At 58.0% G+C, this 22,844-nt stretch carries 18 protein-coding genes and 1 pseudogene; 6 read left to right on the top strand and 13 right to left on the bottom strand.

What is annotated here, in order from left to right; all coding sequences use genetic code 11:
* Positions 1–171: 171 nt before the first annotated feature.
* The 12 genes and pseudogenes from NKH59_RS31365 to NKH59_RS31310 all read right to left on the bottom strand — a co-directional run.
* Positions 172–1,386: an ATP-grasp domain-containing protein gene (locus NKH59_RS31365; protein WP_353024133.1), complete on the bottom strand. Its 1,215-nt coding sequence runs from the start codon at positions 1,384–1,386 to the stop codon at positions 172–174.
* A 623-nt stretch (positions 1,387–2,009) separates the two neighbouring features.
* Positions 2,010–3,074 (bottom strand): Gfo/Idh/MocA family protein, encoded by a 1,065-nt coding sequence (locus tag NKH59_RS31360; protein WP_353024131.1) that lies wholly within the window; start codon positions 3,072–3,074, stop codon positions 2,010–2,012.
* A gap of 198 nt (positions 3,075–3,272) precedes the next feature.
* Positions 3,273–4,316: an aldo/keto reductase gene (locus NKH59_RS31355; RefSeq protein ID WP_352884634.1), complete on the bottom strand. Its 1,044-nt coding sequence runs from the start codon at positions 4,314–4,316 to the stop codon at positions 3,273–3,275.
* A 63-nt stretch (positions 4,317–4,379) separates the two neighbouring features.
* Positions 4,380–5,165 carry an aspartate/glutamate racemase family protein gene (locus tag NKH59_RS31350; protein ID WP_353024129.1) on the bottom strand — a complete coding sequence of 262 codons (786 nt, stop codon included), beginning with the start codon at positions 5,163–5,165 and terminating at the stop codon, positions 4,380–4,382.
* A gap of 850 nt (positions 5,166–6,015) precedes the next feature.
* Complete coding sequence (locus NKH59_RS31345; protein ID WP_353024127.1) at positions 6,016–8,010, bottom strand: HAD-IA family hydrolase; 1,995 nt, start codon at positions 8,008–8,010, stop codon at positions 6,016–6,018.
* Positions 8,011–8,236: 226 nt separating this feature from the next.
* The gene (locus tag NKH59_RS31340; RefSeq protein WP_353024125.1) at positions 8,237–9,259 is read right to left on the bottom strand and encodes a hydroxymethylglutaryl-CoA lyase-like TIM-barrel protein; all 1,023 of its coding nucleotides are present in this window, start codon (positions 9,257–9,259) and stop codon (positions 8,237–8,239) included.
* A 47-nt stretch (positions 9,260–9,306) separates the two neighbouring features.
* Positions 9,307–10,113: an SDR family NAD(P)-dependent oxidoreductase gene (locus tag NKH59_RS31335; RefSeq protein WP_353024122.1), complete on the bottom strand. Its 807-nt coding sequence runs from the start codon at positions 10,111–10,113 to the stop codon at positions 9,307–9,309.
* Positions 10,114–10,228: 115 nt separating this feature from the next.
* Complete coding sequence (locus NKH59_RS31330) at positions 10,229–11,047, bottom strand: SDR family oxidoreductase (protein ID WP_353024120.1); 819 nt, start codon at positions 11,045–11,047, stop codon at positions 10,229–10,231.
* A 186-nt stretch (positions 11,048–11,233) separates the two neighbouring features.
* Entirely contained in the window at positions 11,234–11,596 is a 363-nt protein-coding gene (locus NKH59_RS31325) for an ATP-binding cassette domain-containing protein (RefSeq protein ID WP_353024135.1), read from the bottom strand.
* Positions 11,597–11,653: 57 nt separating this feature from the next.
* Positions 11,654–12,100, bottom strand: a complete 447-nt coding sequence (locus NKH59_RS31320; RefSeq protein ID WP_353024118.1) for an ABC transporter ATP-binding protein — start codon at positions 12,098–12,100, stop codon at positions 11,654–11,656.
* A gap of 229 nt (positions 12,101–12,329) precedes the next feature.
* Entirely contained in the window at positions 12,330–13,175 is an 846-nt protein-coding gene (locus NKH59_RS31315; protein WP_353024116.1) for an HpcH/HpaI aldolase family protein, read from the bottom strand.
* 323 nt (positions 13,176–13,498) lie between these two features.
* A pseudogene (locus NKH59_RS31310) lies at positions 13,499–13,841 on the bottom strand (DDE-type integrase/transposase/recombinase); the annotation flags it as partial.
* Between the two features lie 208 nt (positions 13,842–14,049).
* On the opposite strand from NKH59_RS31310, the gene NKH59_RS31305 reads away from it, so the two are divergent.
* The 6 genes from NKH59_RS31305 to NKH59_RS31280 all read left to right on the top strand — a co-directional run bounded on the left by NKH59_RS31305 (position 14,050) and on the right by NKH59_RS31280 (position 20,931).
* Positions 14,050–15,192, top strand: a complete 1,143-nt coding sequence (locus NKH59_RS31305; protein WP_352584740.1) for an amidohydrolase family protein — start codon at positions 14,050–14,052, stop codon at positions 15,190–15,192.
* A gap of 12 nt (positions 15,193–15,204) precedes the next feature.
* Entirely contained in the window at positions 15,205–15,663 is a 459-nt protein-coding gene (locus NKH59_RS31300; RefSeq protein WP_353024114.1) for a Rieske (2Fe-2S) protein, read from the top strand.
* Between the two features lie 261 nt (positions 15,664–15,924).
* Positions 15,925–17,505: an ABC transporter substrate-binding protein gene (locus tag NKH59_RS31295; RefSeq protein WP_352584744.1), complete on the top strand. Its 1,581-nt coding sequence runs from the start codon at positions 15,925–15,927 to the stop codon at positions 17,503–17,505.
* Between the two features lie 12 nt (positions 17,506–17,517).
* Positions 17,518–18,468: an ABC transporter permease gene (locus tag NKH59_RS31290; protein ID WP_353024111.1), complete on the top strand. Its 951-nt coding sequence runs from the start codon at positions 17,518–17,520 to the stop codon at positions 18,466–18,468.
* Positions 18,469–18,476: 8 nt separating this feature from the next.
* On the top strand, positions 18,477–19,301 hold the full coding sequence (locus NKH59_RS31285) for an ABC transporter permease (RefSeq protein ID WP_353024109.1): 825 nt from the start codon (positions 18,477–18,479) through the stop codon (positions 19,299–19,301).
* Complete coding sequence (locus NKH59_RS31280) at positions 19,294–20,931, top strand: ABC transporter ATP-binding protein (protein ID WP_353024107.1); 1,638 nt, start codon at positions 19,294–19,296, stop codon at positions 20,929–20,931. Before NKH59_RS31285 ends, NKH59_RS31280 begins: the two co-directional genes overlap by 8 nt.
* 677 nt (positions 20,932–21,608) lie before the next feature.
* On the opposite strand, the gene NKH59_RS31275 is transcribed toward NKH59_RS31280, so the two are convergent.
* Entirely contained in the window at positions 21,609–22,634 is a 1,026-nt protein-coding gene (locus NKH59_RS31275; RefSeq protein WP_353024105.1) for an IS110 family RNA-guided transposase, read from the bottom strand.
* Between the last annotated feature and the right edge of the window lie 210 nt (positions 22,635–22,844).

Genomic DNA, 22,844 nt, shown 5'->3' with positions numbered 1-22,844 from the left:
GGGCGTCCGTCAGCACGAATCGTTCCATCCAAAGCTTGAATCACGATCAAGCCAGAATGGGAATCATGAATATCAACAGGCCCTAAAGGAGCACGATGCCACTCTAACGCCCTATTGATCCCAGCATCGGCATATGAGCTTCGAATCAAATACTTCTTGAGTCACTTTCCACTATCGGTCCTCAATGGGCGTGATGGACCAATGAATCAAGTCGACGGCATGCTGAAGTATCGCCTCGGTGCGAGGAAGACTGGATGAAGCGGCGATGACATGTCCCAAACAGTCTCGAAAATCGCCTTTTCTAATAATCGGCGCCTTGGGTTTAAAATAAAATTTGACTTCAGAGACACCTGATATCGCGGCCGCCCGACTGTCGCCATCGATCCAATTGAGGATGCCATCGCGATCAGCAACCAGGAATCGCGCGGCCGCAGTCTTGGAATGGCTTTTATTCAAATTCCATTCGTCACCGGTGACAAGCTTAATGTGCTCCGTGACGAGATCGATACCGTAAGCCAATTGAACCATTTGAGGACCGGGCGAACCAGCAAGACGCGGATTGACTTCAATGACGACTGGTCCACACTTCGTCCATCGGAGCTCAACGTTCGTTGGCCCCCAGCCAAGGCCGAGAGCGCGCAAACAGCTCAGCGAAACATCGGCGAGACGCTCATACTCGTCATCAGTCAGCGGTGCCGGGTAGGCGCCCCCACGATACACGAAATGCGGTGGGCCGTCGAAGTCAAGGGTGCAAACCCCAACGAGCTCATTGCCCATTATGTCAATGCAATAATGTGGGCCTTGTGCGAATTCTTCGACCAGTATCCTGATCGCCGCGCCGCACTGCCCGCCCAACAAGGAGTTCGTATGTTCGACTACCTCATCGGCAGTGCGGCACAACCGGACGCCGACGCTACCGCTGCCCACCGCAGGCTTAACTATCACCGGCAGTCCGATCTCCGCGGCAGAATCCTCTGCGTCCGCTGCATTGGCGGCCAAGCGATAAGCAGGCATCGGAACGCCTGAGGCCGCGAGAAGTTGACGCTGAGTGTACTTATCGCAGCATTGTTCAATAGCTTCCGGGTTCGGTCCAGGTAGATCGAAGTGGCGACCGAGCTTGCTGGCTGTCGCGTAGAACGAATCCTCAGCACCTGTGATGCCAGCAATGTCATAGGTCGCTTGGAGCCGGGAACATTCGCGGATCAGCGCATCCAGATCGTCTGTATCAACACGGATTGTCTCAACCCCTTTCGCCGCGAAATAGTCATACCGAGTTGGATCAGCCGAAAGGGTAATTGGCTGAAGGCCAAGACGCTGAGCAGCCTGGACGTAAAGCAAACCCGAGCCCATTATCGAGCCTCCAAGTAGAATCAGCGCTCTTGCCATTGGCTGTGAACCCCTTCTGTGCGTGCCGTGCGGCGGTCTGGACGATTCTCGGCCTCTGTGTAGCCACGCTTGGTAGCCACGCTTGACCTCGGACCTTGCACGGAGGCTAGCATCGTCAACGATTTTGCGGTGTTAAGAATCTGCGAATTTTTGTTTCGAGTTTTGTTGCAACGGCTGCCGTTCAAAGCTTTGTGTGCGTCTTTGCAACGAGCCGCTCCGGCGCGGCGATCGGGCCTGTATTGGGTTGGCTTCGCGTTGCTTCGGCCTCGAGCCTGTCAAGAAACTTGGCCGGCCAAGGCGGTCAAATCGTTATCAGGAGAACCTGAAGGAGAACAATGTCGCCCTTTTCAATCTGCTACGCCCCTTCATATTGGGCAAAAATGCGCGTCCTCGCCAAGCTGTGCCAGATTGGCCGAGCCGCAGCACGGGCAGGTTGACGTTGCGGCGATGATGGCGCACTCACGCGGACGACCTGCCGTTATCCGACGCCTTAGCTCCCGGGCCAAAGATCTTCGCTAAGGGCTCCTCCATCATCCGCCTCATGAAAGTGGATTTGAATCACCCGCGAACACCGTCGTCACATCACAATGATTCATCGATCACAAGGCGCGCTCTAGCCTTAGTCAGCGGTCGATTTCGGGCGTGCTATTGATCGTTTCGACCGATATCACTCGCCCCGTCGTCGCCGACGTGATCGCGGCCTGCATGAGAGCGAGACTGCCAATATTGTCGCGCCCCAGGCTGGCGAACGGTGCGACCGTGCCGGTCTCGACGGCGCGCGCAAAGGTCGCCAAGCTTTCTCTACGTCCGAACGATGCCATCGCAGGAAGGTCGATCGGCACTACGGGGTGGCCGCGCTTTCGGATACTGACGTGATCGCCCCCCAATGTGACATCACGGTCACCGCGGCAGGTCCAGATGATCTCGCCCTCGGCGCATTCCAAATGCCACTCGCCGCCATACGGCGTCTCCACTCCACCACTAAGCCAATTGCCGCGATAAGTGACGACGGTGCCTCGATCGAAGATGATCGTCGCAGCCGCTGCTGGGGGCTCTCTGAACGAACTCCCTTGCGGCTGCCAAGCGGTACAATATACCTGCCGGGGTTCCTGCCCGAGCACCATACGCATCAAGTCAAAGTGGTGGATACCAAGATCCTCAAGAAGGGGCTGTCGTAAGGCGTAAAAAGGTTCATCGGCCGGCGTACAGTTCAGGAACCGCCGGAATTCGATGTGGACTGCACCTACCGGCCCGAGTACTTGCTCTCTGACAAGCCGGGCAGCACTGATAGCTGCAGGAAAGAAGCGGAAGTTCTGGCTGACCATAAGTGTTAGGTGGTAACGGTCCGCCAAATCAGCGAGGCGCTCCGCCTCGACGGTCGTTGAAACAAACGGCTTCTCCACCAATACGTGCTTCCCGGCCTCCAGAGCAAGTTCAACGAGAGAAGCATGGGCCCGGACGTCCGCCGTAACCAAGACAGCGTCGGCATCGATATTCGAGAGTGCTGTCTCCAAAGTTGGAAAGCACCGGTCCGGGCAAGCCCCCAGCCGCAGCTCCACTCGCTCCAGCGCCTCAGGATTCGGGTCGACCCAACCTACCGCCTCGATTTCGGGCACATAAGGTACGACCGCCTCAGCCCAGTCTGCACCCCATTCACCAAGCCCAACCTGAACTATCCTAGTTGGCATGGTACCACCTCCTATTTAGACTAGAATTCAATCCCGGCTACGAGGAACTGACGCATGCCGTCTATGTCGGCCATGGCAAGCACCTGCCGGCGCGCGTCAGGGCATTCCTGGATCTCCTCGCCAGACCGTGCGTCTCTAAGGGTAAGCCGCGCGTCTAAGGGACACTCGGCCCAGGAGAAGCCAGATAGATTTGAGCGATTACGGCACGAAAGGCGCCGGACGCCGGCCGGCACCTTGCCGCTCAAGCATCCAACCGGGATACTCGGAAGGCAGCGCGCTGACCTCATCCAGCCTGGCGAGATCGTCGGCGTCGAGCTTCAATCCGGTGGCCGCAAGGTTCTGTTCGAGCTGGTCCATGCGGCTGGCGCCGATGATGACGCTCATCACGAAAGGCTTGGCCAGCAGATAGCCGAGCGCCACCGTGGCGACGCTGACGTCGTGCTTGGCGGCCATCTCGCGCATCACGGCGACCGCCGCCCAGGCGCAGTCCTCATTGACCGGCGGGAAGTTGAAATAGGCACGGCGGCCTTCGCCATTGCTCGGCGCGCCGGGACCGTATTTGCCGGAAAGCAGGCCGCCCGCCATCGGCGACCAGACCATAAGGCCGAGCTTTTCCTCGTTGAGCAGCGGAACGATCTCGCGCTCGAGGTCGCGCCCGGCGATCGAGTAGTAGGATTGGACTGTCTCGAAGCGGGCAAAGCCCTTGCGTTCGGCAATGCCAAGCGCCTTGGCGATGCGCCACGCTGCCCAATTGGAAAGGCCGACGTAGCGAACCTTGCCACTGGCAACGAGGTCATCGAGCGCCCGCAGCGTCTCGTCAATCGGCGTCACCGTGTCGTTGCCATGCAGCTGGTAGAGATCGATATGGTCGACTTGCAGACGTTCGAGGCTGGCATCGACCGAATCCATGATGTGACCGCGCGACGAGCCACGCTGGTTCGGGCCCTCGCCCATCGCCCCGTGGACCTTCGTGGCGATGACCATTTTTTGCCTGTCGACGCCGAGATCCCTCAGCGACTGGCCGAGCAGCCGCTCGGACTCACCGTACGAGTAAACGTCAGCGGTGTCGAAGAAATTGACGCCGGCGGCCAGCGAGCGCGCGACGATCTCGTTGACGCCTTTCTGGTCGAGGCTGGCGATCCCGTGCCATTCAGCGTTCTCCCCGGCGGCGCCGAAGGTCAGTGTGCCGAGGCAGAGTTCGGAGACGAACATGCCGGTATTGCCAAGCTGGTTGTAGCGCATGATGGAATTTTTCCGAGAGAAGGATTGAATGACATGACGGCAACAGGAGGGGACCGTGTCGTTTCACACGTCGCCATAGTGCTCGCGATGAACCACAACTGAAAAGGCGTAGTCGAGGAGCGTACTCCAAGAGAAAATAGGCAACCTCACTTCGCGCTGCACACAGCGCGCGAACGGCTGAAGTCCTGTGCAAACGAAAATCAATGCGCACAGGTCGGCGTTCTTGGAGACAAAGTCCTTACACGCACTAACGAATTCGACTTCGGCGCGTTCGAAATTGGCTATCGGAACCGAAGACCACTTGTCCGCGCCCCACAAATTCTCGAATTCCGGGCACGAATAGTCCTCGGATACTCCCATGAACGCAAGGTTTGACGCCGGATCGATTCCGGCGCTGACGAGATGGTGCTCTGTCAGCCGCCGAGGGAAGGCACACACAATCCCAACGCGTCCCGTGCTTCCGGTCAGCCGCTGCGCGAGAGGTACCTGCAAGAGGCTCGACATAAATACAGGAACCGATACTTCGGCCGCCACCTCTTTTTGGAAATACGCAAAGTGAGCGCACTCAGCAGCGATGGCTCGACACCCCATGCGTTCGAGTCGACGCGCGGCCTGCAGTATGGGTTCTAGGCAAGCGGATTTATCCGACTGAATTCCGAGCCGATCGAAGTCGACACCTTCGACTACGTCGTATTGGACGGGGAATTGGTACGCACTTGCGTTCCGTACGGAGCCGGGAAAACCAGGGTATACCTCATCGAACAGCATGATCCCCAAACCCATGCCACAACCATATGTACCCGGTTGGGCGTGAATGACATCGATCCCAAAGTCGCGGTTCGCAGACATAATATGACTCCCAAGCTAAGAATGTAATGGCCATCGTGAGTAAGAATTAGCGCGCCGTTCGTCGCCATTTCTGGTGAGGAGCGACAGTAACTCTGAGCTAAACTTCGGCCGGCCCATCCGACAGTTGAAACAGGCATACCGCATATTGCATGTTAGAATCGGTCCAGTGCTGCACCGGGCGGAAGCCATAATCCATGAACACGTCATGCAACGCATATTTCTCCATCAAGGTGAGGATGAATTGAAGGGAGCACTGTCTCCCATGATAAGACCGTCGCCAAAACCTGTCGCTTGAAGGAGTTTCAAGAGTCGTGCCAACTGCGCAGAAATATCCTTTGAAAGAGTTTTACGCCTGTTGCTCAATGGCTTGAATGTTCAAATATGACAGCGCAACGAAGCCACGTGGAACACGACCGTGTCTCAGACTCGACAAACCCGACAGTAAGTGTCGGTCGCTGGCCTCAACCGATTCATGCTGTCCGAGGCCGCAGGGCCCTGCCCAAGCCGGCAGTTAACCCTAAGCTCAGTGTAGGTGCGCGGCAAAGAGATGTTGAGGATATTGTGGCGGAGCTCGGAATGGCGTTGTCACGTTGTTTGAAATGTGGCCGCATGAGGCCGACACCGCGCTTTTCAGGCAGGCCGTGCACTCACGTCTTCCACGCGGAAGGATCATTCGGCCTCCTCGATTCCTTAAGTTCTTCTTCCGACCTGCACACAGCCACCGACTGGGTGCGTGCCGACGACTTCATCGAGGTGCCAGACATCGTCTTTCGTCGGCGCCAACCATGCTGCCGCGTTCAACTGCTGCCGCCTTATCCGCTCCGCGATTCTCGCTCCAAGCCGCCCAAACCTAGTCTGTTTTATTGGAATGCGTCGTCGACCGAAGGTGTGGAAACAAACTGCCGTCGAAAATTTGATTAAGGTTCTTCGCGACAAAATCGGCAGCGCCGCTTTCGTCTTGACGCAACTCGCCGCAGCTGTTGAGGCCAGTCGTTACCAGAAGTGCGTCGAGCCCTGCAGCCTTTGCGCCCTTGATATCGGTATCAACCTGATCGCCGACCATCAAGAGACGGTCGCTACCAGCCCGAGTGATGCACTCTTCGAAAATCGCTCTTCCTGGCTTGCCCATAGTCTCTACTGAGATTGGAGGGGCTCCGAAAGGCGCTAGTCCAGCTTTAAGCATTGGTCCTATTATGCCTGGTCCAAAGACGAGTGTGCCGTTTTTGCCAGGATAAATGATGTCCGCGTTTGCCGCTATGATACGGGGCATTTCACCCGTCTCGATCAGTCTGCGTTGAAAGGTCGACAGGATGTTATCGGCAGCCCGTTTAAAATCGAAACCTTCATCATCGAGCACTACGAGTGTGTCGAATGTCGCGGCCGTATCAGCGCAATGAAGATTTGGATGCTTACCCAAGATCTCAAGCGCAGCGTGTGCACTGCCCACATAGGAAACTAGCCGCCCGGACGCCAACTCTTCGAGTACGCGATGCCGCGCAACACCTCCCGCGAAGACGATACGGTCGACTGCCGGAATCGGAAGTCCCGCGCCGCGGAGACGTGCGAATATCGTTTCATCCGACCCACTGCTGATATTCGTCACGATGTAGTATGGCTGACTGGACGTATTAAGTCGGGCCAAGATATCAGCAGCGCCAGGCAGGGCTTCATTTTCGCTGATCAGGACCCCCGTCGCGTCGAAAAGTATCGCGTCATAGCAATCTGCCAGTGTCTGGGGAGGTAGGCTTTCGGGGGCGGCGGTTAGAGGACGCGCCGACTCCGTCCTTGGTTGAATCGCGCGCGCCTTAGAGGTCGGAAGGTAGCCTTGACGCACGACCCTCGCTTCGGGTGGTATGCTGCCCTCGCACGTCTCGGCATAAGCCCAGGCCAGCCAGTCGCATAAGATCGCCAAGTCTTCTGTCTCGACCGTAGGCCCCGCCCATATCCGGAATCCCGGAGGCGCGTCACCGTAGCTCCAAATGTCAAAAGCCGCGCCTTCAGCTTCGAGTAGACGGATCATCTCCGCAACGATTTTGCCGTCGTCCTCTTTCTCGCCGGCAGCGTGCTGCTCTCGCACAAGCCGAAGAGTAATTGAACAGGTGGAGCGTGCTGCCGGATTGGTGCAAGTCCAATCGATCCAGGGAGTAGAGTTCACCCAGTCTTCCATCACAGCATAATTTTTGGCAACCCTTTTCAGAAGCGCTGGTAGTCCACCGCACGCTTCGGCCCAGTCGAGCGCAGAGTGGATATCCGCGACGGCGAACATGCTGGGGGTCGAGATCGTGCGGCCGCCAAAGAACGCCTTGTTTACAGATCCGTCGGCGTTGTGCAGTCTTATGAGCCTGGCTACAGGCTTACGTCCGCCGACCTTTAGCCGTGTCTGGGCTCGAGGCGAGAGTGCGATCATGCCATGGCCGCCTTCGCCCCCAAGCGCCTTCTGCCATGACCAGCACAGAACATCGATCCGATCGTAGTCGATGGGCCTCGTAAAAGCTGCCGAGACGGCATCTGCGATCACAAGCCCGGCACGGTCAGGAAGAATCCAATCAAGATCCGGTGGACAGACGCCGCTGTTGGTGCCGTTTAGCACTAGAACGATGTCGTGATTGGGGTCGATCCTGCTCGTGTTCGGAAAATCTCCGTAAGCACAAATGTGCCGATTTTGGGGGGCAAGCCCTAACGTATCGATCTCATTTGCCCAATACTGCGAGAAGTTGTCTGACAAGAATGTCTCGACCGGAGACGGACCCAGTAGATTTTGTAAGGCCATGCTGCAGGCTCCGGTGCCTGAACCAGGCACGATTCCGCAGAGCCAGCTATCAGGCAGCTCAAGCAAAGAGGCCATGCGCCTGATTACTTCTCCTAGCCTTTCTGCTCCCTCGGAACTCCGGTGACTCCGTCCAACATAGCGCAGCATAGTTGGGTGCACGCTCCAGCCTGGATGTTTGCGGCAAGGGCCTGATGAAAACCGTGAATCGGACGGGAGGGCCGATGGTTTCACTACCGCGTTTGGCAGGGTCATGGCTTCCTCCAAGTTGGGAAAAGAGGCACCTCGACAGAGATATCTGCGATCAGGGTATGTCCTGCGCCATCAGCGCCGACAGCTTTTCATCGGCAAAACTCATCCGTTCATCGGCGCGAAGGTCCGAAAGGCGCCTGATAATCGCGGCGTCAGACAAAGCCCCGCCTTCACAAAGCTTTTGAACATAGGACGGATGGATAAAGTTTGAGCCCGCGAATTGATATGCCGCGCTGCTGCCCCAGCCATACCGTTTGCGAAGCGGATCGAAGTGACGCAAGACGTGCTCGAGGAGTGCCCGTTCTTTCGATGTATCGAGGCGAGTGAGAAGCGGTAGGAGCTGCTCACTCGCCGTATTTCCTGCGCCCCGGCCCATGCCCCCCATGGTGCAGTCAATCCAGGTCGCTCCCGCCGTCGCGGCGGCCACTGAATTGACCAGCGCATATCCGCGGTTGTCATGGCCGTGGAATCCAATGTCAGGCTCAATTCGGTCCGCAAACCGGCTGATTAATTCCTGAACGCGGGTCGTCTTCATAGAGCCAAAGGAATCGGCAATATACAGCACGTCGATGGTGTCGATCTGCTTTACCTCCTTCAGGCACATCTCAACTTCTGCGGCATTTGCTGCATCGATCTGCATGAGATTCACAAACACACGGAAGCCTATCCGAGACAACTCAGCGAAAATGCTCCGGCAGGCGGCCAAGTTGCTGTAATGCGCCGCCACGCGGACCGTCATGATATGCCCTGGCACTAGCCCTTCTGTCAGGCGGGCCACGGCAAGGGGTATAGGCAGTTCGCTGGCAAGCACCTCCTTGGCGTCGATCATCACGCATGCCTTGACCAGGAGACCAGCAGCCACCTGTTCGGCCTTAGAGCTCGTCACACTGGCGAAATATCCGTGACTCTCAGGCTTCCCGGCGAACCCCAGCTCGACCATGCGCACCGGGAGAGTGTTGATGGTAGCGACATAGTCCGACACCAATTCCGGAGCGAAATCCCAATTTGTGTAGTAGCCACCGTCGCGCAAGGTGCAGTCTAGCAAGTTCACTTCATCTGGTATTGCGCTCAACATTGCCCAGCCTCCAAAAAATTACCGCCACAACATTTAGACGTCATGCATCAGCTCGCGGCGTAGCCTCCATCTACATAGAGAATCTCGCCTGTTACGAACGATGCAGCTGGGCTCGCGAGGAAAATGTAAGGGCCGAAATACTCGGACAGATCGCCGCGACGTCGCATCGGAGTGAGTTCCATTGCGCGGCGCTGATAAGGGGTATCGAGATTAGGGTGCACTCCATCCATGAAGTTGTTGATGAACCCAGGTGCGACGGCGTTTACGCGAATACCTTTATCGGCCCATTCTACCGCCATGGTGCGCGTCAGTTGATTGACGCCGCCCTTGCTCGCAGCATAGACAGCCAGGCCCGGTATGCCGAGCGAACTGGCGACCGAAGAAGTCATGATGATGCTGCCGCCGCCTTGATTTAGCATTGCCTGGGCGGCAAACTTGGCACAATAGTAGTAGCCCCGCAGATTGGTGTCGACGATTTCGTCCCATTCCGGCTCTTCATATGAATGCGCTGGCTTAATGATGTCGGTACCTGCGTTGCAGATCATCACATCGATCTGCCCAAACCGGTCGACCGTGCCACCGATCAATGCCTTGCAATCATCGTGCGACCGCACATCAGCGCGTATAGCCGTCACGTTGATTCCTTGGGCCGCAAGTTCGGCCTCTGCTTCGGTCAGCTCTTCAACATTATGCGAGGAAAGGGCTATCTTCGCGCCCAACCGTCCAAAGCAGGTGGCGAGCGACTTCCCTAGACCGCGGCTCGAGCCTGAAATGCAGACTACCTTGCCATCAACTCCGAAGAGCTCTTGGTATCCTTCTGCACCAGTCGCAGAATTATGAGCTGTATCTGACATAGAGATTATCCACACCAGCTATGAATACACGCATGTGCGATTGAACGGCCGAGATCGATGGCGGTTCTGTTTGCGTTGGTTTCGTTCATGGATGGCTCCTAGCGCGACGAATTGTTCAGACGGTTGCACTCAGCCCACCATCGATGACGATCAGGGCGCCGCTGACATAGGCCGCGCGAGCGCTGGCCAAGAATGCAGCAACTGCCGCGAATTCCGAGGGATCGCCAAGGCGCCGGGCCGGGGTCCTATCCTCAAGCGCACGGATGGCTTCGGCGTGGTCGCCGAGGCGATTGGCTTCGTGGATCGCGGTGCTGTGTGCTCCAGGAGCGAGCACATTTACGGTGATATTCTCACCCGACAATTCTTGTACGAGCGTGTGGCAGTAAGGCACTAGCCCTGCTCGTGCGACACCCGACAACGCGAAATGTACCGGGGTCCGTACAATAGCCTCGGAAGCGAGCATCAATATTCGCCCCGCCGGCGAGCGCCGCAGATACGGCAAGGCAGCCGTAACTAGATTTATCGAAGGTAAAAGCACCCGGTCAAACGCGTCGTCGAAATCCTTGGGCGTCATGGCCGAGGGCGGCCCGGCAGAAACGCCACCGCAATTCGTCACCAAGACGTCGATACACCGAAAATGCTCCGCTGTTTCTGAAATCCAAGCTGTTGCATCCGCGCAGTCAGTTACATCGGTCGCGCGCGCCAGCACTTCGGCGCCTTTGCCGCGCAACCGATCCACGGCTCTTTCTAGCCGCCCCGAATCCCGCCCACAGATGGACAAGCGGCAGCCTTCGTTAGCCAGTTCCTCGGCTGTGGCCAAACCTAGGCCGCTGGAGGCGGCCGCGACCATTGCCACCTTGCCGTTAAGCCCTAAATCCATCTTTTGCCCCCAATTGACATCGCCACGCTGCTTGGCACCGTTGCAGCCAGCCAAGCATGTGCCGTGCCAAAACGAAAAAATTCCTTTAAAACAGCAGGATAGCCCTGCTGAAAAAACGTCGGTTTTGCTCTTACGTCGGATTCCCTACATTTATGTCGTATGCATGCCGATACGCATTCCGGTTCTGAAGACAGCGTTGGGTAAGCAACTTAAGTTTTTGCCCCAGGCGAATTAGATTAGTCACGTAAGAGATCGGCCCTCACGCCGCACTGGGCTGCGTGCCGCTCCATCGCTACCGAAGCTCGCCGCGCCATCATCACGAAACTGTCGAGCAATTCGAATATGCCAAACGAGGTCTTCTGCATCGCGTACAGCAGCATGGCTTTGGCGTTGGGCCCCTGACCATCGCGGATCGGTCTCTTGGTGTGGTGTAAAGTGACGGCGCGGTTGCTGCGCTTCCCCGGCAGGTGCCGGAAAGATCAGGGTGCCCACTGCCTGCCGGCTGCTGCTAACAGCCGGCTGAAGGCCGATGATCGTGCGCGCAATGGTGGATTTGCCAGATCCGCTTTCGCCAACGAGGGCAAGCGTCTCGCCCTTGCGGATTTCAAAGGAGACGCCGCAGACAGCGTCAATGAATGGGTCTGCCCGTGGTGAGCGCCTTCAGCGACCGTGCGGAAGCGGACGCGCACGTTCCGGACACTCAGCAGTGCACTCATGCGGCAACCATCCCGGCTCGATCGAGCAGATGGCATCGCGCGACCTCGCCAGGCGTCTCGTGCACGCAGCGATCGAAGGCGTGAGGACGCCGCGGGCGTAAGATACATCCCTTTTTGCTTCCGAGCAGGCTGGGGACCTCTCCCGGGATCTCGGCAAATTGCGCGTCCGCTTTTTGATCCCTCCAGGGGCGCACCAAAGCAGCGCCCGAGTGTAGGGATGGCCCGGACTATGAAAGATGTCCCGCACCGCCCCCTGCTCCAATACCTCCGCCAGATACGAGCACCACCGCGTCGAGCTCGCCGCCACACTTGGCAGCGACGAGTGCGCGTCCAGAATGACCGCTCGGGCGATCGCAGCCAGCGCGTCATCGGGCGCGATTGCAAAGTTCATCGAATCAAGAACCTTAACCCGGCCAAAATCCTAGAAACGCCCTTCACCTCGATTTGGGAATACTTGGATATGCGTGATTTTTGGCGGTGGACCCGAACAGGCAACCTGGACAGAGAAGCATCTGCCTGATCTCAGTTGTATAAAACGTGAAGTTTTGCGCGGATATCAATCATTCCCGACAGCCACCAAGATCTCCCAGCATTCGCAATTAGCTGAACCAAACAGCAGTTTACGCAACGAGGAACGCGTCGTGGAAATCTTTCGCTACAGCGCGACCGCCGTCCAAAACAAAACTGGAGTCGGTTCCGTAGGTGAACAAGCTGAGGCCAAGCTTTTGAAGCCGCATCATATAGTCTATGGATGCGACATCACTACCCGATGCTATACCGTACTTCTTAGCGGCATTCGCGACTGCCTGACAGGCATCCAGCAACTCCGGCGTCAGCTTTCCTGGTTCCATACCCAAGGAAAGGGCAAGGTCTGCCGGGCCGATGAAAAGCGCGTCGACACCAGGCGTTGAGGCTATGTCGTCCAGATTGTTGAGGGCCTCTCGTGTTTCAATCTGGAGTACGACGGCCAAGCTAGAGTTCGCATCCTTGCGATACTCCGCATCATTTTGGTAATAGTTAGATGCTCTCCACGCTCCAGATCCGCGCTTGCCCGCAGGCGGATATTTTGCGGACGACACAGCTTCGATGGCTTCGGCACCGGAGTTTACCATCGGCACCATGATGCCGTTCGCACCATGATCTAACGCGGCTTTAATGAGTTCAATCCTGTTCCAGGCGACCCTATAAAGTACAGGCATGCCGTATCGTTCGGTCGCTGGAAGAATATCTAAAAGTGCGTCGGGTGGAATGGGTGCATGCTCGCCATCCACCAGAAGAAAATCTAGGGTTGTCTGCGCCAGCGTCTCTGCGACGATCACATGCGGAATGTGCATCCAGCCGCCGATTTGGGCTTTTCCTGACCTGATCGTTTCAGCCAACGTATGTTTTGCCATTTCTCGAACCTTTGCGCACCCAAGTGATTTGTTCTCGCGGGGACGCTGGCAAATTTCTTCGCTTAATAACATATACAGTTTGTCCAGAAGTTGCCTATCACACCAATGCGATGTCGCTGTTAATACGGGGCCACGCTGGCGGAGGGGCGCATAGCCCAATACTGTAGCGCGGAGCGTCGGTCTCGGATCGTGAAAGCCACCCGCGAGGCGTGTCGGCGCGGCAAAGCCCCGGACGGTTTCGGCGGGGCGCGGTAGGCCGCAGGTTGGCGTTGTCACGTTGTTTGAAATGTGGCCGCGTTAGGTCCCATCGCAGACCAACCGCTCCACAGCACAGATTCGAACCCATCGACACCAGGTGCCTGAAAAGCGCGGTGTCGGCGGCAGGCCCTGCTTCACAGCAGGCGCCTGGCCGCCTTGGTGTTGCGGCGCGTCTGGACGATCTCGTCGAGCACATATCCCTCCTGATCAACCGCTCTCCACAACCAGCATTTCTGACCGGTGATGCGCACCACGACTTCATCGAGGCGCCAGACATCGTCTTTCATCGGCGCCTTGCCGCGTATGCGGCGCGCATAATCAGAGCCGTGCTTCCAGCACCATCACATGGTTCCGTAGGAAACGACGATCCCGCGAGCGCAGCATTTCCTAGACATCGCGCAGGCTCAGATTGAAGCGGAAGTAGAGCCAGACAGCACGTGCTACGATCTCGATCCGATCTTCTTGTAGGTGGGTGCGCACTCAAGGTCATAAGGCGCGCTGCTGCCTCAATTTCCTTATGGTTGCCCCCGCGGGGGGCTGAGCGGGCCCTGTATCAACGCCGAGCATTGCATTGGTGTGATGGCCAACTTTGGGGCGAACTGTATATTTCAATGAGCTGACAAAGCTGCCATCGTCCTGACAAGCACACTCACCTGCGTGCGCTTCATGCTCCCGATTGAGAACACGAATGGAGAAAAAGATGAATTCCGGGTTAGTCAAGAGCAGTCGGAAAAAACTCACAATTGTGGACACCGATGTCCACCACTGCTACCGGACAAAATCGGAACTATTTCCTTATCTCAGCAAGTTCAATGCTGAGCGTTTTGCGGAGTGGGGCTTCGGTGGCATTGAAATGGACCCCCACGCCTCTAGCGGAGGATATCACGGAACTCGGGTGGATTTTGAAACGCAAGAGAATGGCGAAATATTAGGTAGTAATGGCGACGCGCAGAGTTGCGGTAAGCTGTTGCTAGACGCACATGGTATCGATTTGGGGGTTCTTACGGGCGGCCCTGCGCAAACGGCGAGCGCGCTCGCCGACGTCGACTATGGGAGTGCTCTGTGCCGCGCTTTTAACGACTACTCAATGGAGCATTGGATCGCCAAGGATGCGAGGTTTAGACTTAATCTCGCCATCAACTCGCAGGACCCCCTTGGGGCAGCGGCTGAAATCGATAGGCTTGGCTCACATCCTTCCGTTTGCGGAGTCATGCTCAGTTGTGGTGCACCTCGCCCCTTTGGCCAGCGCTTTTATCATCCGATATACGAAGCATGCGCCCGACACGGATTAGCGGTGACGATGCACTTCGGCTCAGAAGGGACGGGCATCAATCCGCCGCCCTCGGCGGCCGGATGGCCAAGTTACTATATCGAAATGCGTCTGCTGCGTCCGCCATCTTATGCTGTGCACCTAGCGAGCTTCATCTTCGAAGGTGTGTTCGAAAAGTTCCCGACCTTGAAAGTGGCGATGGTCGAAAGCGGATTTGCCTGGGTGGCGCCCCTGATGTGGAAGATGGATCTCGATTGGAAGGGACTTCGCCGATGGACTCCATGGGTAAAAAAGCTGCCAAGTGAGTACCTGATGGACCATTTTCGTTTTGGCACCCAACCATTGGATGAGCCCGCCGATCCGGAAGCGCTAAAGCAGATTATCAACTGGATTGGTGGTTCACGAACACTGATGTTTGCGAGCGACTTCCCGCATTGGGATTCGGATGATCCGATGATGACGTTGTCCGACCAGCCAGAGGATCTGCGCCGACGCATCTTCGCAGAAAATGCCATCGAGACATACAAACTGTCGCTACCAGCAATCTCTCAGGCCGCGTAGGGAGAGGTACCGGTGCCCAAGAAATATGAAGTTTGTTACGCAGACGAGATCCCGGTTGGCGGACGACGCATTGTCGATATAGCAGGCCGGAGTGTCGGGATCTTCAACGTCAACAACGAATACTATGCCGTTCGCAACAGCTGCCCACATAAAGCCGCGCCTCTGTGTAGAGGAATTATCGACGGAATGGTCAAGGGCGGAACGCCAGGGCAGTTCGAGTACGAGCAAGAAGGCGAAATAATTCGATGTCCGTGGCACGGCTGGGAGTTTGCGATCAAAACGGGCCATTCCGTGTTCAATCCGCACAAGATTTACGTGCGCGGCTATCCCGTGAGTGTCGAGCTTAAGACCTCAAACTGCGCCGACGTCGACGTGGGGAGCACGGAGGAGGATCCATCGGTCGACACCTACCGTGTGTCGGTCGAGGAAACCAACGGTAGCCGTCGACCTACTCTCTACATACACCTCTAAGTTGACCTTCTAGGCTGATTGCAGCGGTTTGAAACATGGGATGTCAGCCAAGCTCGATAAGCTAAGTGTGCCACTTTCGATGCTGGCATCGGCGCGCTGGTGGAAATCTCGCATGCCGTTATCGATCGGAATATGAGGCCTTCTTCGGAGACGAGCCGCAGGTTGGAAGATCGCACGACCTGCGGCGATTAACTAGCTAGGCAACCCTCGTGCGGGTAGCAGAGAATAAACCAACGAATGCACGGAGAAAGGGGAACTAAGATGATTGACGAAATGGGTTTTCTCAGCGAGCGCGTCGCGAAAGGTAAGCTGTCCCGACGTGAGTTTCTAGGTCGGGCCGCAGTGCTCGGGGTCAGTGCAGCGTTTGCCAACAACCTGCTTGCCACGGCCGCAATGGCAGAAGGGCCCGTGAAGGGGGGCTTGCTCAAAGCCGGGCTGCAGGGTGGAGCGGCCACGGACAGTCTCGATCCAGTGCTTCTGACGGATGCATTTCAATTTATCTTCAGCCGTCAGTGGGGCGAAACGGTTGTTGAGCTGGACGCAGACAGAAAGGTGCAGCCGGGACTTGCCGAGGAATGGGGCCCCTCGAAGGATGCCAAGGTCTGGACTTTCAAGATCCGTAAGGGCGTGCAGTTCCACGATGGCAAGGAGTTGACCCCCGCCGACGTGCTGGCCACCATCGAGCGCCATGCGGGGCCCAACTCGAAATCCGGCGCGTTCCCGCTTTTGCAGGGCATCGACAAGATGGCCGTCGACGGCCAGAACGTGGTCTTCACGCTCAAAGAAGCCAATGCCGAATTTCCGTTCATAATGACCGCACACCAGGTGGTGGTCCAGCCGAATGGCGGCAACGACAACCCGACCGCCGGCATCGGAACCGGTCCGTACAAGATCACCGTGCACGATGCGGGTGTTCGATCTGGCGGCGAAAAATTCGGAGGTTACTGGCGCGCCGATCGCGGCTTTGCCGATCAGATCGAGATCGTCGTCATCAACGACGGGACCGCGCGCAACTCCGCCTTGCAAAGCGGGCAGGTCCATATGATCAACCGTGTCGATCCGAAAGTGGTTGAACTCCTCAAGCGCTTCCCTGCCATCACCATCCGCAACGCTAGCAGCCGTGGCCACTATATGTTTGTTTGCCAGTGCGACACGGCGCCCGTCGACAACAACGACCTGCGGCTCGCGCTGAAACATGCCATCGACCGCGAGGAGATGGTCCAGAAGATCCTGGGGGGCTATGGCTCCCTCGGCAATGACACGCCGATAAGCAAGACCTATCCGCTGTTTACCGAAATGGAGCAGCGCAAGTATGATCCGGACAAGGCAGCCTTCCATTACAAGAAGTCAGGGCACTCGGGATCGGTGCTGCTTCACACGTCCGACGTCGGCTTCCCCGGCGCGGTGGAAGCTGCTCAGCTATTCCAGGCGAGTGCGGCCAAGGCGGGGATCACCATCGAGGTCAAGCGCGACCCGGGCGACGGCTACTGGTCAGAATTCGATAAAATGCCCTTCAAGGCTAGCTATTTTGGCGGCCGTCCGACCCAGGACATGACGTATTCCCTCGAGTACCAGTCCAAAGCGCCATGGAACGAGTCACACTTTTCCAACGAGAAGTTCGACCAGATGCTGGTACAGGCCCGCGGTGAACTCGATGCCGACAAGCGCAAGAAGCTCTATTCCGACATGGGCCAGATCGTCCGCGACGAAGGCGGTAATATCCTTCCAATGTTCAACGACTTCATCGATGCCACAGGGCCGCAGGTTGGCGGCTGGGCCACGGATGGCAACCAGGAACTTATGGGCGGCTACGCACTGTCCAAATGCTGGCTGCAGGCCTGAGGCCGCACGACCATGGTTCCCAAGCTTATTGCCCAGCGCGTTGCGCTGGGCATCCTTTTGCTAGTCGCCGTTTCGGTTCTGATCTTCGCCGGTACCAATCTCCTGCCGGGCGACGTTGCGCAGGCCATTCTCGGCAAAACGGCAACGCCGCTTGCGCTCGAGAATCTCAGAAGGGAAATCGGCCTCAACGACCCTGCGTATGTCAGGTATTTCCACTGGCTGTTCGGAATTCTGCAGGGTGACCTGGGCACTGCGCTGACGACCAAGCTTGATATAGCCACGTCCATCAGGGAGCGGCTGTGGAACACGCTGTTCCTCGCCTTCTGGGCGGCCATCGCGGCGGTCCCGCTTGCCGTCATCCTGGGGCTCGTCGCCGTGCATCATCATAACCGCCCGGTTGACAAGCTGATCTCGGGCTTGGCGCTTGCCTCCACCTCGGTGCCGGAATTCTTCATTGGCTACTTGCTGGTCTATTTCTTTGCCGTGAAGTTCCAGATCTTCCCAGGCATTTCTACCGTTTATGACGGCATGCCCTTCCTCGACAGGATGAAGGCGATCGCGCTGCCCTGCGCCGCGCTGACCCTGGGCATCCTCGCACATATGATGCGAATGACGCGGGCCGCGATCCTCAACGTAATGCAGTCGGCTTATATCGAGACTGCCGAACTGAAGGGCCTGACGGCGTTCGAGGTCATCCGCAGGCATGCTCTCCCCAATGCTCTTGCCCCGATCATCAATGTCGTGATCCTCAATCTCGCCTATCTCGTGGTCGGCGTCGTCGTCGTCGAGGTGATCTTCGTCTATCCGGGCATGGGGCAGTATCTGGTCGACCATGTCGCCATGCGCGACGTGCCCGTGGTCCAAGCCGTCGGCCTGATCTTCGCCGCCGTCTATATCTTCCTCAATGTCGTGGCCGACGTGGCGTCCATTCTCGCCAATCCGCGCCTCAGGCATCCGAGGTAAGGAGCACCATGCCAAGACGTATTCCCACCGGCGCGCTGATCGGCCTTGTTGTCACCACCCTCTTCTTCCTCGTGGCTATCTTTGCGAAGTGGATCGCCCCCTACGGCCTCGGCGACATCGCCGGCCGAGTCTGGGAGCCGATATCGGCGAAATTTCTCTTCGGCACCGACAATCTTGGCCGCGACCTGCTCTCGCGCATGATCTATGGCGCCCAGACGACGATCCTGATCGCGGTTCTGGCGACACTGCTTTCCTTCTCGATGGGCGCAATCCTCGGCTTCACCGCTGCGGTGGTCGGCGGCTGGTTCGATATGTTGATGTCCCGTTTCGTCGACCTGCTGATGGCAATCCCGACGCTGATCTTCAGTCTGGTGGTGCTCTCGGTCCTGCCTTCGACGCTGGTCACGTTGATCCTCGTCATGGGCACTCTCGATGCGACCCGCGTTTACCGCCTGTCACGCGCGGTCGCATCGGACTTGAACGTCATGGATTTCGTCGAGGCCGCCAAACTGCGCGGCGAAGGCAAGTGGTGGGTGATCTTCGCCGAAATCCTACCGAATGCGCTCTCGCCGCTGGTTTCGGAACTCGGGCTGCGCTTCATCTATGCGGTGCTCGTCCTCTCCGCTCTCTCCTTCCTCGGCCTCGGCGTGCAGCCGCCGGCAGCGGACTGGGGCGGCATGGTCAAGGAGAACAAGGATGGCATCGTCTTCGGCATCCCGGCGGCGCTGATCCCGGCTGCGGCGATTGCCGCGCTCGCCATCTCCGTCAACCTGGTCGCCGACTGGATCCTGAACCGCACCACCGATCTCAAGGGAGGGCGCGGCAATGGCTGATGTGCTGCTCGACATCCGCAATCTTCGCATTGAGGCCACCACCTATCCGCCCGGCGAAGAGCCGATGACGATCACCATCGTCGATGACGTGTCGCTGACGCTCGAGAAGGGCAAGGTGCTGGGCCTGATCGGTGAATCCGGCGCGGGCAAATCCACCATCGGCCTCTCGCCGATGGGGTATGGCCGCGGCGGCGTGCGCATCACCGGCGGCGAGGTCATCCTCAACGGCCGCGATATCCTTAAGCAGGGTACGAACGGCATCCGCAAACTGCGCGGCCATGAAGTATGCTATGTCGCGCAATCCGCGGCGGCGGCCTTCAATCCCTCCCAGCGGCTGATGGACCAGGTGGTGGAAAGCTCGCTCAAGCACGGCTTAGCCAACCCCGTCGAGGCCGAGCGCCGGGCGGTGGCGCTGTTCCGCAAGCTCAGCCTTCCCGACCCGGAAAATATTGGCGAGCGCTATCCGCACCAGGTCTCCGGCGGACAATTGCAACGCGTGATGACGGCCATGGCGCTCTGCCCCGAGCCGGTTCTGATCATTTTCGACGAACCGACCACGGCGCTCGACGTGACGACGCAGATCGACGTGCTTGCCGCGATCAAGCAAGCAATCCACGCCACAGGTGTCGCCGCGCTCTATATCACCCATGACCTTGCCGTTGTCGCGCAGGTGGCCGACGACATCATGGTGCTGCGCCATGGCAAGATGGTCGAGACGGGCACCGCCCATCAGATCATTAAGGAGCCGAAGCAGGCCTATACCCAGGCGTTGGTCTCCGTGCACCGTCTCGATCACGAAGAGAAGCAGCCGACGCCGAAACCGATCCTATCGGTGAAGAACGTCACGGCCGCCTACGGCAACGGCATTTTAAAGGTGTTGAAGAACGTCTCGGTCGATATCCATCCCGGCCAGACGCTGGCTGTGGTCGGCGAATCCGGCTCTGGAAAATCGACGCTGGCGCGGGCGATCACCGGCCTGCTGCCGCCGCAGCAGGGTGAGATCAGCTTCGAGGGCCGTAAGCTTTCCAACCGACTCGGCGGCCGTACCAAGGAAGACCTCCGCCAGCTTCAGATGATCTACCAGATGGCCGATGTGGCGATGAACCCGCGCCATACCGTCGGCACCATCATCGGCCGGCCGCTAACCTTCTATTTCGGCCTCAGGGGTGCGGCGCGCGACAAGCGGGTCAAAGAGTTGCTTGCGGAAATCGAGATGGGTACCGGCTTCATCGACCGTTATCCCGCAGAACTCTCGGGCGGCCAGAAGCAGCGCGTCTGCATTGCGCGCGCGCTGGCCGCCAAACCCAAGCTGATCATCTGCGACGAGGTGACATCGGCCCTCGACCCGCTGGTCGCGAACGGCATCCTGAAGCTGTTGCTGAACCTCCAGAAGATCGAGCAGGTCGCCTATCTCTTCATCACCCACGACCTCGCCACGGTAAAGTCGATCGCCGATTCCATAGCCGTCATGTATCGCGGCGAGGTGGTGCGGTACGGTTCGAAGAGCCAGGTGCTGACGCCGCCGTTCGACGACTATACCGATCTCCTGCTGTCGTCCGTGCCGGAGATGGAACTCGGCTGGCTGGAGAAGGCGACCGCCGGGCGGAGGATGGCGAGTGCGGGGAATTAGCGATGTGACTCTTCGCGATACCACCAATTTAATGAGGTTTCCCCGCGCCGGTGCCTCCCTCCACCCGCGCAACCTTGCCCGGCTTTCGAGCCGGGCCTTTTCAGTCGAATCCGCACGCGACAAATTGCCGTTCCGAGAGAACGCAATGACGCAATGGTAAGCCGGTCGCGCGTGAAGACATCGTGGGTGACTACGCAATGGGAGGCAGCACGATAGTGACGAGCATTCTCACAGCGTTGCTCGAACCGCACTACTGGCGTTGCGGCGTCGATGCCCCTCCGGATGAATTCGGCTACGGCATTATAACGATGCGTGATCTAAGTTTTGCAGTTGTACTGATTTGGCACTGTCAAGTAGGATCGAGATCAAAGCAGATTCTGCGTTAGCGTTCCTGTGAGCTTGTTGGACTCCGCCGGCTCGCCTGACGATAGTGATGGGGTTGTCTAATCGCCGCTGGGACGTCAAGCATGTAATTGCGTCGAGACGACGCTGCCGGGTGCATGGTTGTCTTCGCGGTCGACATCAGTCGCCGCATGATGGAGCTCCGCGGACGAGCCTTCAATGTGGACGACGCACTTTGCTGAGACAGCGGTGCAACCCCATCAGCGGAATGGCTCGGCTCACGTCCCGGCAGGGACGTCTCAGGCGCTCAGATCCTGAACGCTATTCGCAAGATTTCATGCTGTTGCGCCTGCATTTCGATCAAAGAACTCACCGGTCTTGAGCATCGAATGCATTATCACCGCCAGTTTGCGCGCCACAGCCACGGCAGCTCGTTTGAAGCCAACCCTCTCCCGGAGCTTGAGGCCCCACGTGCGCAGGCTGCTGTCGATCGAGCTGCGTGTCAGGATGACCGCCGCAGCCTCATAGAGAAGTCCCCGCAAATGTCGATCGCCGCGTCGGGATATATGGCCGTCATAATCGACTTCTCCCGATTGGTAGCGGCGAGTTGTCAGGCCGATCCAAGCGGCAACAGAGCGGGACTTCTTGAAGTTGCCCGGATCTTCAATGGCAGTGGCGAAAGAGGTTGCGGTAATGGCGCCGATGCCGGGGATCGACATGAGTATGCGGCATGCTTGGCTTTGACGTGCATCTGCGACAAGCTGGCGCCCAAGCTCGGCGGCACGGATGCGAATGCTGCGCCAGGCTTCCAACATCGGTAGGACGACAGGAGCAAGCTCGCTCTGATCGATAAGAAGGCTCCGGACATTCTTTTCGAATGTAGTTCCCTTACCGGCGGGAACGAGCAAGCCGAACGTTTTCATGATCCCTCGGATCTGGTTGGAAAGCTCGACGGTGATCCGGACCAGCCGAGTGCGTGCTGCCACGAGCGTGCGGGTCAACATACTGTCGAAGCCTTTCACGCGCACCTCGCGAAGGAATCCTGCTTCAGCAAGACGCGCCAAACCATCGGCGTCATTCGCATCCGTCTTGTTCGCCGCCATATCGAGAGCGGCTTTGGCATGGCGCGCATCGATGCAGATGGCTGGCAATCCCTCGGCGCGCAGCGCATGATAGAACCAAACTGACAGCGGGCCGGTTTCGAACACGACGCGCTTTGCGGCCGGCGCCCGCTTGCGGACAAGCTCGGCAATGATCCTGGGATCAGATGCGCACACCCCGCGCCAGATCCGTTCGCCTTCACGGCGGATCGACACTGCCGTCTCTTTCATCGACACGTCGAGACCGATATGTTCTTCCATGGCTGTTCTCCGTTGATGCTGGGCCCGGCGTCCAGTCGTGAGCCCGTATTTCATCTTATCGGGGAACAGCCACCCTCCAAGACTATGATCGGTTCCAGGGCGCGTCGCTCCCGCGATTACCCCATGTGGACGCCCCCTCGACGGCATCGATGTGCCAGAATGGTGGTGTTTGACAGCCACCGTAAGAGAGGGAGCGTCCACAATGGAAGT

It is taken from the genome of Mesorhizobium sp. M0998 (assembly GCF_040318885.1).
GTDB lineage: Bacteria > Pseudomonadota > Alphaproteobacteria > Rhizobiales > Rhizobiaceae > Mesorhizobium.
The sequence above is the reverse complement of the archived record's forward strand: the minus strand, read 5'-3'. Positions and strand labels throughout refer to the sequence as shown.

Bases quoted from the DNA above. Each gene is read 5' to 3' on its own strand.
- NKH59_RS31365 (WP_353024133.1), bottom strand. From the start codon at position 1,386: ATGGCAAGAGCGCTGATTCTACTTGGAGGCTCGATAATGGGCTCGGGT.
- NKH59_RS31360 (WP_353024131.1), bottom strand. From the start codon at position 3,074: ATGCCAACTAGGATAGTTCAGGTTGGGCTTGGTGAATGGGGTGCAGAC.
- NKH59_RS31355 (WP_352884634.1), bottom strand. From the start codon at position 4,316: ATGCGCTACAACCAGCTTGGCAATACCGGCATGTTCGTCTCCGAACTC.
- NKH59_RS31350 (WP_353024129.1), bottom strand. From the start codon at position 5,165: ATGTCTGCGAACCGCGACTTTGGGATCGATGTCATTCACGCCCAACCG.
- NKH59_RS31345 (WP_353024127.1), bottom strand. From the start codon at position 8,010: ATGGCCTCTTTGCTTGAGCTGCCTGATAGCTGGCTCTGCGGAATCGTG.
- NKH59_RS31340 (WP_353024125.1), bottom strand. From the start codon at position 9,259: ATGTTGAGCGCAATACCAGATGAAGTGAACTTGCTAGACTGCACCTTG.
- NKH59_RS31335 (WP_353024122.1), bottom strand. From the start codon at position 10,113: ATGTCAGATACAGCTCATAATTCTGCGACTGGTGCAGAAGGATACCAA.
- NKH59_RS31320 (WP_353024118.1), bottom strand. From the start codon at position 12,100: ATGAACTTTGCAATCGCGCCCGATGACGCGCTGGCTGCGATCGCCCGA.
- NKH59_RS31315 (WP_353024116.1), bottom strand. From the start codon at position 13,175: ATGTTATTAAGCGAAGAAATTTGCCAGCGTCCCCGCGAGAACAAATCA.
- NKH59_RS31305 (WP_352584740.1), top strand. From the start codon at position 14,050: ATGGAGAAAAAGATGAATTCCGGGTTAGTCAAGAGCAGTCGGAAAAAA.
- NKH59_RS31295 (WP_352584744.1), top strand. From the start codon at position 15,925: ATGATTGACGAAATGGGTTTTCTCAGCGAGCGCGTCGCGAAAGGTAAG.
- NKH59_RS31290 (WP_353024111.1), top strand. From the start codon at position 17,518: ATGGTTCCCAAGCTTATTGCCCAGCGCGTTGCGCTGGGCATCCTTTTG.
- NKH59_RS31285 (WP_353024109.1), top strand. From the start codon at position 18,477: ATGCCAAGACGTATTCCCACCGGCGCGCTGATCGGCCTTGTTGTCACC.
- NKH59_RS31280 (WP_353024107.1), top strand. From the start codon at position 19,294: ATGGCTGATGTGCTGCTCGACATCCGCAATCTTCGCATTGAGGCCACC.
- NKH59_RS31275 (WP_353024105.1), bottom strand. From the start codon at position 22,634: ATGGAAGAACATATCGGTCTCGACGTGTCGATGAAAGAGACGGCAGTG.